Source organism: Rossellomorea sp. LJF3 (genome assembly GCF_037046045.1).
In the GTDB taxonomy this organism is placed as follows: domain Bacteria; phylum Bacillota; class Bacilli; order Bacillales; family Bacillaceae_B; genus Rossellomorea.
Genome location: NZ_JBANLY010000008.1, coordinates 43,040 through 59,573 on the forward strand (window position 1 = coordinate 43,040; position 16,534 = coordinate 59,573).

The following is a 16,534-nucleotide window of genomic DNA, read 5'->3' on the forward strand; positions in this document are numbered from 1 at the left end:
CCCTCTCACCTACCCTTCCTGAGTTTGTAATATTTTTTTCTGGTCTTGGTATTGAATATCATAGATTCGCTGATATGGTCCGTTATTTTTCAGCAAGAAATCGTGAACCCCTCGTTCAACCACTTTCCCATTTTCCAGGACGATGATTTCATCGGCATGCTTAAGCGATGAAATACGGTGTGCGATGATGAAGGTCGTACGATCGGACATGACTTCTTTCAGCGCTTTTTGGATTCTAAATTCCGTTTCCATATCAACGGCGCTTGTAGCATCATCGAGAATGAGGATCGACGGGTCCGTACAGATCGCACGTGCTATGGCAATCCGTTGTTTCTGACCGCCTGAAAGACCCAATCCCCTTTCTCCGAGTCTTGTATCATACCCATCAGGCAATTCGGAGATGAAATCATGTGCCTCGGCACGTTTTGCTGCTTCGATGATTTCTTCCATCGATGCTTCCGGTCGACCATATGAGATATTGGATTTGATGGTGGAGGAGAATAAGAATGACTCCTGGAGGACGAATCCAATATTTTGACGGAGTGATTTTAGCGAGTAATCTTTTACATCCCTTCCATCAATCAGGATCTCTCCTTCATCCGGTTCATAGAAACGTGTGATCAGCTGAGTGATACTCGTTTTCCCTGATCCTGTGCCCCCGATCAGACCGATGACCTTACCGGGTTCTGCCTTAAAGGAAATACCCTCTAGGGCTGCTTCATCATGCACCGTGTAATTCAATGATACGGCCTTGAATTCCACTTCGCCTTTCAATCGATCTACATGGATGACCCCACTATGATCCTTTATCTTTTCATCCACTTCCAAAATTTCCAATAATCTCTCTCCCGAAGCCTTGGATTGGGAAAAAAGGTTGATTGTGAAACCAAGGTTCATGATGGGCCAGATGATATACCAGACCAAACTGTAAAAGGCGACAAGCTCCCCTGGTTGTAGATTTCCATTCATGACGAGATATCCACCGTATGCAAGGAGTGTCACGACACTCACATTCCCTAAGAACTCCATGAGCGGGAAGTATTTTGCCCAAATGTCCGAGGTGAAAAGATACTTATCCTTATAATCACCATTGGACCGGTTGAATTTATTGATTTGAAAATCTTCACGGGACAGTGATTTGACCGTATTGATCCCGGAGATGTTTTCTTGGACATTCGTGTTCAGCTTTCCGAAGGACTTGCGGATACCGCGGAAGGCAGGATGGACCGCCTTATCGAATTTGTAGACGGCAATGGCCAGAAAAGGCAGGGACACCAGGGTGACAAAGGTCAATGAAGGTGAATAGTAGAACATCACCCCAAAGCTGACCGTCACCAGCAGGAAGAAGCGGAGCAATTCCGAGAAACCAAATGATAAGAAAAAGCGGAAAGCTTCTACATCCGCCGTCAAGCGTGACATCAAGTCCCCTGTTTTGGCGTTATCATAATAACTGAATGGAAGGAATTGAAGCTTCTCATACAATTCGTTCCTCAGACGGTAGACCGATGTTATCCCGAATAGGTCCCCATTGTACTGTTGGATGAAAGTGGCGACCCCTTTCACGACCATGATGCCGATAAATCCGAATGCAAGGTACGGAATCCACTTATATTCGCCTTGGATAATGACATCGTCAATTGTAATTTGTAAGATCATTGGATATACCACAGTAATGCCAGTAACAAAAATCAAGAAAATCATTGAAATGATAAAATGCCTTTTATAAGGCCAGTAAAAGGCTTTCAATTTTTTAAATGTATCCATAATTCCTCTCCCCTCCATGTTCCATAAAAAAACAACGTACTACTAAATATATCGGCTTTCGAAATATTTATCTACCCTTTTTTTAGAATTTTTTCCTTTTTGTGAATTCTCCTTTAAATCTCACTATTCTTTTATATTGTAAAAATGTAACCACAAAAAAAGATCGGTCTTTTGACCGATCTCTCCTCCATATTACGTTTGATGCCTATTCGCTTTTTTCCATTTCATCCAGGACACGGTTCACACGCTTTTCAAGCATCTTCATTCCGCTTCCCCCTGCCTGGAAGTGACGGAGATTTCCGTCTTTATCAAATACATAATAAGCAGGGACGTATTGATTTTCAAATGCATCTGTCAATTTATGCTCACTGTCCACAAAGATCGGTTGAGTGATATCGTGCTCCGCAGCCACCTTTTTGATTTCGTCAAGATTTAAATCCTCCTCTGAACGAGGCATATGAACAGCCATTATATTCAATTTATCACTGTATCGGTCACGAAATTCATTGACTTGGGGCATTGCCTCTTTACAGAGGTGACAAGAAATCGACCAGAAGTGGATAAGAGTCGGTTTGTCTCCAACGAGATCACTCTTTGTCACTTCTCCATTCAACCATTCAGTAGCGCCGGAGAGTTCCGGCATAGGTTCACGCAGTTTCATTACTATTGCCTCCTTTAATATCTGTTTAGAACTTACCCATTTATGTGAAAAAAAGACCTAACAAACGGTTAGGCCTTATTCATTTGAACATTATAAAGTTTTTTGACCTGGCTTCCAGTTCGCCGGGCAAAGTCCGCCGGTTTGAAGTGCTTGAAGTACACGCAATGTTTCTTCAACGTCACGGCCGATATTGTTATGGAATACAGCCTGGTACTGAAGTTCTCCCTCAGGGTTAATGATGTAAAGGCCACGAAGAGCCACACCTTCTTCTTCAATCAGAACACCATATTCACGGGATACGTAATGGTTTGTATCTGCCGCAAGTGGATAATTCAGTTCACCGATTCCATTTGCATTGCGATCGGTGTTGATCCATGCCAAATGTGTATGGATAGTGTCTGTGGAGACACCAATGATTTCTGCATCTAGGTCTTCAAACTCATCGTAACGGTCTGACATTGCTGTGATTTCCGTCGGACATACAAATGTGAAGTCCATTGGATAGAAGAACAATACTGTCCACTTATCGTTTTTCATATTTTCCTCTAAAGAAACTTTACCGAATTCTTTGTTTGGCATTACAGCGTCCATTTCGAAACGTGGAGCCTGTTTACCAACCATGCGTTCTGCCATGAATAAATCCCTCCAATGAGTGTTTGATGAAATAATGTCTGTGAAAGGATGGCTTTATAAACCTGTCCATTTCAACTCACAGGTATTATTATATAGGATTGGATTTTTTTAGTCAATTATAATTAATATAATATTATAATAATTATAATTAATTTTCATCATCCCTTAGTTGTTTTGCCCAAATAAGCTATCGTTTACTCTATCATTGCAAGAATTATCTGCCAGAGTTAAGTTTATCATTTATCAACCAGGGAATAAACCAGTATGCTTTTTAAGATGGGATCTCCTTTGACATAACCTATGGGGTATTGTGTATACTAGTATGGTCATTATTTAATAGGAAAGGATGTTTTGGTTTGGATTACATATTTGGTTTAACCGCTTTAAGTGATCGACTATCTAATTTTAATTGGGGCGGTCTATTAGTGACGATCGGAATAGGTGCACTTCAAATTTTAGCGATTTGGATCGCTTTTATCATTGTAAAAGGTGCGGCGAACAAAGTGATCGAGAGGATCTTTGACAAATACCGCAAGAGAAATGATGTATCAGTTGGTCGTGCTCAGACATTACAAAGTCTTTCTAAAAATATTGTCGGCTATATTCTGATTTTTATTTTCTTCGTTACAATCCTACAAATCTTCGGTATCCAGGTGACAGCGATCCTTGCCGGAGCCGGTATTGTCGGACTGGCTGTCGGGTTCGGTGCCCAAGGGTTGGTAAGTGACGTGGTCACTGGCTTTTTTATTCTTCTTGAAAAGCAGGTCGACGTTGGTGATTATGTGACGACTGGCAGCTTCTCAGGAATTGTGGAAGAGGTCGGTTTAAGGACGACTCATATCCGCGGATTCGATGGGACCCTTCACTATGTGCCGAATAGGGAAATCACGAGTGTCAGCAATCATTCACGTGGAAACATGAGGGCACTTGTCGATATCGGTATTTCTTATGATGATGACATCGATAAGGCAATGGTCGTACTTCAGCAAGTATGCGATACCATTGCACAGGAAGATGATAACATTGTCGACGGTCCGAATGTGATCGGTGTTCAGACACTGGTTGCCTCTGATGTGGTTCTCAGGGTGTTATGCAAAACAAAGAACATGGAGCAATGGGGAGTGGAACGAAAGCTTCGTAAAGCATTAAAGGAAGCCCTCGATCAGAATGGAATCGAAATTCCTTATCCTCACCAGGTTTACATCGAGAAAAAAGAAGACTGATGAAGTGGAAAAGAGAAGGCGCAGCCTTCTCTTTCTTTATTTCTCCCTTTTCTTTTTTGCCTCAAGGAGACGTTTCAGTCGCTCGTCATCACCATTTCCTACAGGTTCCGCTGTTTTCTTTTCCCGTTTCACTATCTTGACCGATTCCCTATCATCTTTGGTCACTTCCAAGCTTGGCTGACTGTCAGTTCTCATCCACTCATCATTCCCGCGCTCCTTGTTGACTTTTCTGCCAAGCTGTTCGATGCTTGTTTCCTCTCTCATCTCTTGCGACGTCCTCTGTGGTTTAATCAGATCAACCACCACCATGATCGGTCCAACCCCGAATCTCCTTATGAATATTTCACAGAAGAATAATAGGAAGCCTGCCGTAATCAGCATGGTTTGAATGGACTGTTCTGTAAACGAGGGGTCATGCAGCTCCCTGAATGCCCCTTTCACGGAAGAAGTCTTCCTTCCACCCGTCTCTTCTACGATTGTATCAAGCGACTGGTATCCTCCCTTGAAAGAATATTCTTTCGAATAAGGGACTGAGAAACCTGTCTGAAATGTACTTCCGCCACCCTCTCCCTTATTGGCAATATTCATATTGTACAGACCGGGTGATAAACGTTCTTCAAATACGACCTCATAATCCCCCGGTGCCTTTATCCTGGTCGTGGCGGGAATCATTTTTCCATCTTCAGACAGGACCGTAACCTCAATTGGTGAAATGTTCCCCTCGGACGACGACAACTTTAGTCGGGTATTTTCGTTTTCTTCCTTCACATCGATGGAGAAAGGATTCGAACGGATATCAGGAAATGAGCGGGTAATAAGCTCATTGAGAAATGCCGGCCACCCCTGCCACCTTGCAAAATCACCCGACCATTTCCCACTCGTGTCCGACGTAAAGGCGAATGATCTCCCAAGACCATATCTCCAGCCAGCCAGCACCGGATCGTTCTTTCCGCTCTCCATTTCCATACGGGCAGTCCCTTTCAGTGAGGTCGCAATATAAGCATTCATCTGAGGAACACCGTCCTTAAACAGGGTCAACCAATCGGACGAGGCAATCCTTGGATAAAACGGTTGATCTTCTATATAAGTCCTTGTCGTGATCACCGTCTCCCTCGTTAAGATGCTCGGTATCACGCCGGCATCGGTGACATCATAGAATCTTCCTTTCCCCCATTGACTCAAATCGTTCAGCAGTCCCCTGTCCGCCCCTTCCCCGATTGAAACGGTGGATAGGGTGATTTGTTTTTCGTGGCCTCCTTCTACAAGTGCCTGGTAACTCCCGGATGAGGCTGATTGTCCGTCTGTCAAAAGAATAATATGCTTTCTTTTTAATGGGAGATCCTCAAGACTCGCGTATGCCTGCTGAAGGGAGCTGTAGATTTCTGTCCCGCCTCCTGGTGAAATGGAACGAATCTTTTCTTCTGCTTTTTTACGATCAGTAAGTGGCTTCGTTTTGACGATATCCCATGGCCGGTCATCGAATGCAATGACTCCCAGGGTATCTTTGTCTCTTAGTAGGGAAACGGTCCTGGCAGCTGCTTCTTTTGCAAGGGCCAGCTTTTGGCCATCCATGCTGCCGGAGCGGTCCAGAACGATCACCAGTCCAAGGGAAGGCAATTCCTTCTTCCCCTTCACATCCATTTCGACGGGAAGTATCCGTTCAATAGGTGTTTTAAAGTATCCCCCAAGGGCAAAGCTGTCACTTCCACCGAACATAATGAATCCTCTTCCAAATTCTTTCACACTTTTTTCCATTAGAAGCATTTTTTCTTCAGGAATGCTTGTGGCAGCTACATTATCAAACAAAATGCTCTGATATTGCAGATAGGATGTCAGCTTGCCCGGCAGCTGTTCCGGCTTATATACATCGACGGTAAACCCGGCTGAATTTAGTAACGGTGCCAATGCACTTTCCCCGCCGGCGTTTTCCACCAGCAGGACTTTCGCGGCTCCTTCTGAGCGTGCAAGGTGATAGAGCGTATTGTTTTCAGGACTCCCATCTCCCTTAGAGAACACTTCTGCCTTATACACCAGTAATCCGGATTGATCGACTACATGCTTGAACTGAAACTCGTTGTTGCCTTCTTGCACCTGAAGGTTTTCCTTTATGATCAGTTGATCATTCAAAGTAATGCGCATTTCAATTTCTTTTTTGGTCCTGCTATATGTATTCACTGTGAGCGTCGTTTCTTCTCCTTCATATTGGACAGAGGGAGCAGACACATCTGATATGGCCACATCTTCCTTCGTATCGGACGGGAGGGGCATCCAGTCAACCTCGATCTTCTTTCCCTTTAATAAAGGAATGAGATCTTCCCCTGCCCCCATCGTTTCCTTCCCGTCTGTCATGGCGATGATCCTCCCGCCGCGGGGAAGAATATTCGATGAGTATTCCAACCCTTCCTGAAGGTTTGTATTTCCTTCCTTGATTTCTCCCACAAGCTGTCCCGGATCGTCCTTCTCATCTGAAACCGTCTGTTCGATTGCCGCATTTTCACCAAATGATACAATACCGTATCGATCCAGTTCATTTTTGGAATGCACGCCCCGGTTGATTAAATCAAGGAGACGGTCTTCTTGCAGGGATACTGAAGCTGAGCGATCCGCCAAGAAGATGACCGTCTTTGCCTTTTCGGGTAAAACAATGGACGGATTGGCAAGGGCAAGGATCAACAGGACCATGGCACAGCACCTTAATGCCAGGATGATCATTCTTTCCTTCCTATTCACCCCCTGTTTCGCAAAGAGAAAGAGAACCAATCCAAGAGGAATCAGGAGCAATAGCCAGAGAACTTCTTCAAATTCGATTCCCACGCCTGTAAACCTCCCACTCTATAAATAAGATCAGGATTGCCAACATCAGAAACCAGGAAGAAAGGGTCCCGTGAATGGTTTCCCTCTCTTCTTCTCCCTTTCCTTCTGTTGGGTCCATTGAAAAAGCCTCGCCTCCGGGCTGCTTTTCTCTGTCGTCAAGTACGACGCTGAAGTACTTCGTCACATCTCCTTGTACTGCTTGATAAACCCCTGGTGTGAGAGGAGCTTTAAACCATTCCCCCTGACCCCATTCTTTCATAAATTCAGCTTCACTGGAGTATATATCCCAATCCCCCGGGGCAAGCGAAACAGTCCTTTCTTCTCCCGGCTGAAAATACCCTATGAATCCTCCATCTTCTGATAGATATTGATAGGCATTGTGAAGAAAGATCGGAAATCCGGGGTGCAGGGGAAAGTCTGTGTCAGTAAGATTAAGATTCAGGACCACCATTTTCGTCCCATTCTTTTCACCTTTCTGGATAAGCGGTACGGATCCACTCCTAGCAGAGGAATCCAGACCTTTTACTTCAATGGAACCTGCTTTTTCAACAAACACTTTTTCAAAGTCAACATGCTTTAAAAGCGGGTCATCGCCTTTCACTTCCACATCTGTTGTAAGGACAGTGGACTTGTCCGATGGTCCCGGGATGATGAGGGCGGGGTTGGTAACCGATAGCTCTTTCCATTTCTCTTTCGTTGTCACAATGATTTCATCACCCGTTTTCAGCTGGTTTTCTTCAATCGTCTTCACATTTACGCCAAGTGATTGAAAACCCTTTAGCAAGAAAGGATTGATCTCCCCCAGCACTAGGACGGACGGTTTTGACGTTGCCTGAACACTGGTAAGGATGTCATCTTCCCTGTAATCATCCTGAAAGTCAATTCTGGCCTTTAATACAGGACTTGAAGGTAATTCATCCAGGGGAATGACGGCTTCCTTCCCCCTACCGATTTTAAGTCGATTAGAGATGACTTCTTTTTTATCATCATATATGGTGATCGTCCCGGATTGTAACTCGTCGCTTTGATTTTCAATGACGGCCACTCCCTTATAGGCAGTCCCCGATCTTTCCACCCCGAAGCTTGTAAGAGAAACATTCTTCGCATCCGGTATGAAGTTATGAACCCTGATCGGCGTATTTATTTTTTCTTCTTTAAAATCAGCTTTTAATAATGAGTCGGAATAGACATGAATGACGGATGACGATCCCTTCCCAAGAGCTTCACCCAACCGAAGAGCTTTCTTCATATCTTCATGATCATTTGTTACTGAAATGTTCTCCAATCGGTTGAACACAACTTGATCGTTTGATTCTTTTGAAACTACGGTGGAGATGGAATTCCCCACTCCTAAGAGAGTAATGTCACCCTTATTGTCTTTTATCAGTGATTGAATGTCCCTTTTAGCCAGTTCAAAATGGGATACACCTTTCTTTGAGGCATTCATGCTGGCAGAGGTATCCAATAATATGATGACATGATCTTTTTTCTCCAAATCATCTAAAGTATATGGTTTGATAAGGGCGAACATCAACAAGGACAGTATGAGCACCTGCAGTAGGAGAAGGAGATTTCTCTGTAATCGATGAAACCATGGTGATGCCTGCCATTCTTTCATTACCTCCTCCCATAATAGATTGGAAGGCACAATAAGTGCACGGTAATGCTTCCGGAAAAAGTACATCAAAATGACGGCTGCTATGAAAATTGAAAAGAAAAAAAAGACCGGATTTCCTATTCCCATACCATCACCTCAGCGAATCCATCCATTTTCTTTGAAATCCTTAAAGAATACTGCGTTCAACGATGTAAGACAGTTTGTCCGTATATAGCCGAATCCCCACTTCCTGCACAACGATTCAATCATGGTGTTGTGTTCCACTAAGCGTTCCTTATACTTATCCACTACATTTCGGTTCAAAGTTACATTCACTTCCTGGTGCTTTTCACTATCAATCAATTTCACATCACCCTCATAAGATGGCGAAAGCTCTTCCTCGTCCAACAATTGAATGAAATAAGTCATCACTCTTTTAATAGACAGCCTTTTAAGGGCATCCTCAATCCGTGAAATAGGTTCCATACCGTCCGAGATGATAAAGGAAATCGAGCTATTGTTCCTGAAGCCTTTTATCATATCCCCATAAAACGAGGTGACTCCGGCTCTTTCAGGTGTGAGCTGGCCAATATCAAAGAGAATGCTTTTTGCGTCCCTGGGTCCTTTCTTCATGAAAGTCTTTTGAGCCCCGACACAATGCAGGGTGAGTCGGTCGTCATTTGACAGGGCGAGGTAGGAAAGGGCTCCTGCCAACTCTTTTGCTCTCTTCCACTTTCTATCTTCGGTTACCATGGAATTGGTGCAATCAAGATAAATGTGAATCTTACATTCCCTCTCATCCAAATACCTTTTTATATAGACTTTTTCGGTCCTGGCATACACGTTCCAATCGATTTGCCTGACATCGTCACCAAGTTCATAGAGTTGATAATCGGAAAATTCAAGGGAACTGCCCCGATAGGTAGCCAGGCGGGATCCTTTATGGTGACCCCTTTTCAAGCTGCCCCCGTTGATCCTGTGCCTTTTTAGCTGAGCTAAAAACTGACTGTGAAAGTTCATAGATGATCACCCTTTTGAACAAAATCGATTAATTCACGGATAAGGTCATCGGTATGCACATTCATGGCTTCTCCTTCGAAATTCAGGATGATCCGGTGTCTCAGAACGAGAGGGGCCACCTTTTTGATGTCTCCTGTTGACACATGGTATCTGCCTTGTGTCAACGCTCGGGCTTTTGCCATTAATATGACGTTCTGCAGCCCTCTTGGTCCACTCCCATACTCGACATATTGTTTGATTCCTCCGGTAGTTTTCTCACAGGCCGGGTGTGTACCGTCAATGATGTCGATGGCAAAATCAATCATTTCATCTGTCACGACGATTTCTTTCACAAGCCCCTGAATCGTCAGAAGCTCCCGTTGACTTAGCTTTTTCTCAAGAAAGACTTCTTCGATTCCCGTTGTTCTCTTGATGATTTGTTTCAATTCTTGTTTAGAAGGATAGGAAACGAGTACTTTACTCATAAAACGGTCAACCTGTGCTTCGGGTAGCGGGTACGTCCCTTCAAGGTCGATGGGATTCTGAGTTGCCAGGACAAAAAACGGCTTCTCTAAGGTCATCGTTTCCCCTACCACCGTCACCGTATGCTCGGCCATCGCCTCGAGTAAGGCACTTTGGGTCTTGGGCGTTGAACGATTAATTTCATCTGCCAATACCAGGTGATGAAACAATGGCCCTTCATGAAAGATAAAAGGATGGTGATCGTCACGGACTTGCTTCATGACCATTGTCCCTGTTATATCCGTAGGCATCAGGTCGGGGGTGAATTGTATGCGGGAGAAACTGAGATCCATCACATCGGAAAGAGACCTTACGAGCATAGTTTTCCCTACCCCCGGCAGTCCTTCAAGGAGAGTATGTCCTCCCGCCAGGATTGTCCAAAGCACCGCTTCTACAATGTCCCCTTGTCCGACAATGAATCTCTGAACCTCCGCTTTTACTTCCTCTATCTTCTTTGATGCTTCCTTGAACTGTTGCTCCTTTTCTTCTATGTTCATCCTTTTCACTCTCCTGGATCAATCTCACTAAAATACGATTCGATGATATGCTCTAAATCTTTAGGGATGGTGGCTCGATCCGTTCCTCTCCGATACGAGGAATAGTACTGTTGATACACTTCTTCATATGGCCTCAGAGACCCTTTTTGAACCGGTCCATCGGCCTGGAACTGATCTCCCCTCTTCCCCTCACCCAATTTTCCCGAATCAAGTTCTATACGACTTTCCCCGCCTGTTTTTTCAGGAACAGAGAGTAATTCCCTGTCCCCTTGTCCAAGGCCAGCCCCGGTTCCGTTTCCTTTGCCGCTGCTGCCCTTTCCGGTGCCTGAACCCGTTCCAGCTCCTTTGCCACTTTGTCCGGAAGAGCTTGTCGCCCCGCTCCCTTTAGTAGAAGAATCATTTTGTTTATTTGTTTCAGAATTGCTGTTTGATTGTTTTGATGAGGCCGCTCCCTTCTGTTTGGAGGGCGTGTTTTGAGCTGCCTGCCCTTGATCGATTGTACTGCTTTTACCGATTGCATTACCTAAGAGATCTGCTTCCTGCTGCAGCTCCTCCTGAAGGTTGGCTATTTCATTTAGTTGGTTGGACCCCTTCGTTTCCTTCAATACATTCGCCAATTCTTCCAGGGAGGCAATACCATGATTTTTCATCGCCCCAAGCAACTGATTTTTTTGTTCCTCTGACAGTTGATTTAACTTTTGCTGAAGTTTATCACTGTCATTCTCTTGAATGGCGGCTTTTATATCAGGGAAATCTAATCCGTCCAACTCTTTCTTCACATCCTGCTGCTTAGCCCTCTGTTTTTCCATCGTTTTCTTCTGAAGGGTCAGTTCTTTCACTTTTTTGTTTATTTCTTCATAACGTTCTATCGCTGCCTTCTTTTTTTTAAGCTGTTCGTTTTCTTTTAACAGCCTTTCTTTGATAGAGGCATTCTCTTTCTTATTTGCCTGTTTGGTTATTCTACTGTTTGATTGGGCAATGATCTCCTTTTCCTTCTCCATTCGTTTCGCTTCTTGAAAAGTGGCATCCCGTTGAGTGAAAATCAGCAGGGATAAGAAAAGAAGGAGCATGGTGGAAATCATCAACCTTGGCTGGATGATTCTTTTTCGGTAGGTTTCCATTTTTGGAGGGGTTTCTTCCATCTTCACCAGTGCGTCCCGGATGATCAGTGGGGATAATACATGACCATTGTGAAGACTGCTATAAGCGGCTGTGACCCGATCATCCTCAACGAATCGATCATAAAATAGGGCACTTTCCTTCAAGGTCACCCTTCTGGGAAAAGATAGCACCAATCCGGAAACGACAATGAAAAAAATCCCGATCCAAAGTATTCTATCCCAATAGGGGATGATGATGACTGATGCCAAAGAGATCAAGCTTAGGGCAAATGCCCCTGCGATGACCAGCAGGAGCTGGAAGACATACCAAAATTGCCTGATCAAGAGCATTTTTCTTAATTGCTTTAGTAATTGAAGAAATTTCGCGTCCATCTTCTCACCCTTTATTTGTGCTCTTCACCTTCATACTCGGTCTCAGCTTCATAATGCTTAAAGACAGGGAAATCACTGCAAGTATTGAATAAATAATCAGGAATGAGATCCACAACGGAAACGTGATCCCGCTGCGTGAATAAATTTCATCAATTGCCATCGGTTCAAAATGCCCCATGATGACAATGGCAGGATTGAACATGGCGATGAGATAAGGAACCGGAGTGGTCTGATTCTGATATGGGCCGTTACCGATTGCCATGGAAAGCATGAAGAGAAACAACGTCCCCCCTACCAGAAATAGAACCGTCGCATAGGTCGTTACCATGGACACAATCGTTTTCCTTATGACCGTTGAATAATACACTCCGATCGAACCAAATGTAAAGACCAGAAATAAACTGTATCCAAATACAGTGAGTAAATCGGAAGGAGATACGCCTCCGAATAAGAAAACGAAGCTGTATAAGGGCAGGCTTGATATTACAAGTAATAACAAATAAGAAACGGATGAAACGAGCTTGCTCAGGATGATGCTCATGGAGCTTTGTTCTGTCGTCAGCAACATGCTTAACGTCTGTTTCTCTCTTTCACCGCTGATGACGCCTCCTGTTAAACCCGGGGTGATGAATAATACGAGAGCAAGCTGTAAGAATGAGAGAATCATAAACATCACCCTGCTCTCTTCCGGACGAAAATATCCCGTATTGGAAAATCTGGTTTGCATATAGATGAAGCCGATCACCACGATCCCTACTGCAATCAGGTAGCATAACATTCCGATGAACGCTTTAAATGAACGGAAGCGAAGCTTGAATTCTTTATTCAGCATGGGATTGATAAGTAATTGTTTCATGAAAGGGTCACTCCTTTCGTGATTTCCATAAAGACATCCTCGAGATTCGTCTCTGTTTCTTTGAAACTCAAGATGGGAATATCATTCAGAATGGCTTTTCTGAGTAATTCTGTTTGCCCGGTCTCATCACCTTTATAGAGAAATTGAAGAGTTCTGTTCTCTTCATTCACATCAATCTTCGAGACGAAAGGATCATCTTCAAAAAATGCAACGGCGCTTTCTACTAATCCCCTCACCTTCACCACGATCAGCTTATCTGCCTGAAGTTGAAATTGGATATCCGCTACAGAACCGTGAGCCACAAGTCTTCCATTATCGATGACCCCGATTTCATCACACATTTCTGCGAGCTCGGGAAGAATATGGGACGATATCAATATCGTTTTTCCCATTTTCTTCAATTCCTTCAGTATTTCTCTCATCTCGATTCTTGCCCTCGGATCCAGTCCCGAAGCCGGTTCATCGAGTATGAGAACCTCTGGATCATGGATGAGGCACCTGGCTAAACAGAGTCGCTGCTTCATCCCCCTGGACAACAGGTCCACATAGGAATCTTTCTTATGAGTAAGGTTCACCAATTCCAACAGCTGAGGGATGAGCTTTTTTCTCTGGTCAGCCGGGATTTTATAGCTTGCACCATAGAAATCAAGATACTCATCCGCTTTCAATTGATCATAGACACCGAAGAAATCGGGCATATAGCCAATTTGTCTCCGGACCAATTTAGGTTCTTTACTAATATTGAATCCATTCACCGTGGCCGTTCCGCTCGTAGGGGCCAAAAGGGTGGCCAGTATGGAAAATGTCGTGGACTTCCCTGCCCCGTTCTGACCGACAAACCCAAATACGGTACCTTTTCCAATGGATAAATTCAGATTGTCCAGGGCCAGAAATGACCCATAACGTTTGGATAAGTTGTGAATTTCGATCATGGTTGTACCTCCCCTTTCAATACAATGGCAGGAAGACGAACGAAAGGATCCCCTTGAGAGCGTTTTTCAAACTCAAAAACGATTTCCCCATTGCCATTCAAATAATTGTTCACATTCTCTTTCACTTCTATAGCTCCTGCAGATGTCTCTTCAAGAGGGAACTTTTCGCCCGTATTTGGATCTACAAGTGAGAACTTCAGGACCCCTCCCGTATGAAGCGTCATATTTAAAGAATGAAGAGTGACCTTTGACAAATCGATTTGATTAGGAAGTTGAATGGTCATTTCATACGTTCCATCTTCAAGCCCCATTTCATCTGCACCATTATGGGAATAATGCTCAATGATTTGCCCGTTTACAGGCTTGACATCAAGATCAAGCTGCTCACTCCGAAGGGTAAAGGCTCCCTTATAAGTGCCAAGAGACGGAAAATGCTGATAAAGCAACGAGAAATTATCGGATTTCGACTCTTTATTCTTGATGCTCATATCAAAAATCCCAGCTTCCGTATATCCAAAAATGACGGGTGAATTATTTTCATTGTCGGAAGAAATCATTTGTGATGCGAAATTTTCCAAGCGTTCCTTCTTTTGCTGCTTAATGCTTTGTTGGTTCGGGAACGGTGCCGACATATTGGGATTACCGATTGGTGATGATAGATAGTCGGTCGAAAGCTTCTTATCGACATTAAGTGTTTCCCCTGCCTTTACTTCACCCACGCGGTAAATCCGTGATCCCGACCAAATATATACATCGGTGAAATCGTAAGGGAAAGCATTTTGAATCGTACCCGAAATCGTCTTATCCTTCAAATTCAATTCCGCGATAAATTTCCCCAGGTCCTCTTTTTCACTGGTGCCCAATACGGTTCTCGTTGACCAGTACTCGACATCCCTGAACGTGATCTTTCTTTGATCTTTGGTCATTTCTTCGATGGCGAACTTATATTGACTGCCTCCACCTGGATTATTTCTCATCCTTGCCGGTGTGAGCTCCAAATGGTTCTTGTCGGAGACAAAGTCGTAGTCCCCCCCTGTGTTTGAAAGGGCTGTGAATGCTGAAATCCCATGGGCACTCCTATCATCCTCCACCTTTAAGATGTTCATTTGATTTAAATGAGGCTTTGAGATTCTGTCTTTAGCACCTGTTATAAATATTCCTGATGAGACAAGGATCGATATGAGAGGGATGATCCACCATGCCTGTTCACGTTTATCCATTTTCCTTAATAGGAAATATAGAAGCGGCACGATGATAACCAAGTATAGTATCAGGATGATGACTAATGTGCTTACTTTAAAATTTGTCGATGGAAAGAGTTCGTTACTATCTGCCACCTCATAATAAATTCTCTCAAGAAAACTTTGGTCACCATTGTTCTGAACCAATAAGAAATTGGGTTCTGTTTTAGAAAGCAGGTTTGCAAACCATTCATCATAGTCTTGCCAGTCGTTCAAAACAGGATTTCCCAATGAAAAAGACGTTTGCCACACTTCACCAAGACCTCTTGCACTCTTTACAACCAAAGGGATATTCCCTTGTTCAGCCACCACTTCCGCTTCTTGCTTCACTTCACCTTCAAAGATGGATAAAGAGCTGAATGAAGCCCTGATGTTCTTCTTTACATTAAAGGAAGACGTATCGGTAAGTGTCGCTTCTTCCTCTTGTGATAGAGGAGCCATATCGGCTACCGAACCAAGTGTATCTGCCAGATGAGGGGCAGCCCCGATAAATAGGACCCCTCCATTTTCAACCCAGCTCTTCAGGACCCCCTGTTGTTCCTGACTGAGTCCTGTTACGTTGAATTGGTCTATGACGATGTAATCAAGCATCTGCAGACCGCCCTGCTCCTCAGGAAATGTATCCTTTGTAAGTGTCAACGCCTCGACCCGGTTCCCTCCCATGCTCGAGCCCTTGATCCCTTTCAAGCTATCAGGATCCTCACTTAATAATCCAATGGTAGTATTATTGTTATAAATGAAATTGGGTGTTAAACGTTTATCCCCTTTGAATTTCACTTCTTTTCCATTTTCCCATGACCCCTCAAACAGATGAATGGTCTGGAGATTTGAATTGTGTCTGATCTCATCATTGAATCCCGGAATGGAAAATGTGTATGTACGTTCGGAGTTGGCAGGAACATCGATGGAAATTGCCCTCGCTCCCCCAGTTTGATAAGATGGTGCATAATCAAACATAAGGTCTCCCTTAAAATCGGAACCTGAATTTTCCACGGTGACTTTAAGAGGAAATCCCCGGCCTTCCTTTATTTTTCCGTCGATTCCTTCTTCAACTGAAATTTTTATTTGTCCTTTTGCAAGTGTTGTATCCTGTATGAACAGGAACATCAATAAGCCTAAGAACACAACGAATAATACTTTCCCCCATCTATTCACATGCATTCCCCTTTCTCTTTCTCTCTTGAACATAGACGAAATGTAACAGGAAAAAGTTTCTTTTTTATTTTTTCCTTAATTACCCAACTTCTACAAGTGTAATTTTACACTATATTCACATATTCGCAAGACCGTTTTTGAAATTAA

12 protein-coding genes are annotated in these 16,534 nt (G+C 43.7%); 1 reads left to right on the top strand and 11 read right to left on the bottom strand.

Features of this window, described 5'->3' with window-relative positions; translation table 11 throughout:
• Positions 1–9 precede the first annotated feature (9 nt).
• The 3 genes from V8G47_RS09795 to V8G47_RS09805 all read right to left on the bottom strand — a co-directional run bounded on the left by V8G47_RS09795 (position 10) and on the right by V8G47_RS09805 (position 3,058).
• The gene (locus V8G47_RS09795) at positions 10–1,764 is read right to left on the bottom strand and encodes an ABC transporter ATP-binding protein (RefSeq protein WP_336199948.1); all 1,755 of its coding nucleotides are present in this window, start codon (positions 1,762–1,764) and stop codon (positions 10–12) included.
• 205 nt (positions 1,765–1,969) lie between these two features.
• Entirely contained in the window at positions 1,970–2,425 is a 456-nt protein-coding gene (locus tag V8G47_RS09800) for a TlpA family protein disulfide reductase (protein ID WP_336199949.1), read from the bottom strand.
• Between the two features lie 90 nt (positions 2,426–2,515).
• Positions 2,516–3,058, bottom strand: coding sequence for a peroxiredoxin (locus V8G47_RS09805; protein ID WP_336199950.1), 543 nt, complete (start codon positions 3,056–3,058; stop codon positions 2,516–2,518).
• Between the two features lie 356 nt (positions 3,059–3,414).
• Here V8G47_RS09805 and V8G47_RS09810 point away from each other — a divergent pair, with 356 nt between their 5' ends.
• Positions 3,415–4,281 (top strand): mechanosensitive ion channel family protein, encoded by an 867-nt coding sequence (locus tag V8G47_RS09810; RefSeq protein ID WP_336199951.1) that lies wholly within the window; start codon positions 3,415–3,417, stop codon positions 4,279–4,281.
• A gap of 36 nt (positions 4,282–4,317) precedes the next feature.
• Here V8G47_RS09810 and V8G47_RS09815 read toward each other — a convergent pair whose 3' ends face one another.
• From V8G47_RS09815 to V8G47_RS09850, 8 genes are read right to left on the bottom strand one after another with little or no spacing between them, the layout of a single operon-like run.
• Positions 4,318–7,095, bottom strand: coding sequence for a VWA domain-containing protein (locus V8G47_RS09815; protein WP_336199952.1), 2,778 nt, complete (start codon positions 7,093–7,095; stop codon positions 4,318–4,320).
• Complete coding sequence (locus V8G47_RS09820; protein ID WP_336199953.1) at positions 7,079–8,839, bottom strand: vWA domain-containing protein; 1,761 nt, start codon at positions 8,837–8,839, stop codon at positions 7,079–7,081. The genes V8G47_RS09815 and V8G47_RS09820 overlap by 17 nt, the downstream gene beginning before the upstream one ends.
• A 9-nt stretch (positions 8,840–8,848) precedes the next feature.
• Positions 8,849–9,712, bottom strand: coding sequence for a DUF58 domain-containing protein (locus V8G47_RS09825; protein ID WP_336199954.1), 864 nt, complete (start codon positions 9,710–9,712; stop codon positions 8,849–8,851).
• Positions 9,709–10,710 carry an AAA family ATPase gene (locus V8G47_RS09830; RefSeq protein ID WP_336199955.1) on the bottom strand — a complete coding sequence of 334 codons (1,002 nt, stop codon included), beginning with the start codon at positions 10,708–10,710 and terminating at the stop codon, positions 9,709–9,711. The genes V8G47_RS09825 and V8G47_RS09830 overlap by 4 nt, the downstream gene beginning before the upstream one ends.
• A 5-nt stretch (positions 10,711–10,715) precedes the next feature.
• Positions 10,716–12,203 (bottom strand): hypothetical protein, encoded by a 1,488-nt coding sequence (locus V8G47_RS09835; RefSeq protein WP_336199956.1) that lies wholly within the window; start codon positions 12,201–12,203, stop codon positions 10,716–10,718.
• 4 nt (positions 12,204–12,207) lie between these two features.
• The gene (locus V8G47_RS09840; protein WP_336199957.1) at positions 12,208–13,059 is read right to left on the bottom strand and encodes an ABC transporter permease; all 852 of its coding nucleotides are present in this window, start codon (positions 13,057–13,059) and stop codon (positions 12,208–12,210) included.
• Positions 13,056–13,991 carry an ABC transporter ATP-binding protein gene (locus V8G47_RS09845; protein ID WP_336199958.1) on the bottom strand — a complete coding sequence of 312 codons (936 nt, stop codon included), beginning with the start codon at positions 13,989–13,991 and terminating at the stop codon, positions 13,056–13,058. Before V8G47_RS09845 ends, V8G47_RS09840 begins: the two co-directional genes overlap by 4 nt.
• A complete protein-coding gene (locus tag V8G47_RS09850) occupies positions 13,988–16,393 on the bottom strand; it encodes a hypothetical protein (RefSeq protein ID WP_336199959.1) in 2,406 nt (801 codons plus the stop codon). The genes V8G47_RS09845 and V8G47_RS09850 overlap by 4 nt, the downstream gene beginning before the upstream one ends.
• Positions 16,394–16,534 lie beyond the last annotated feature (141 nt).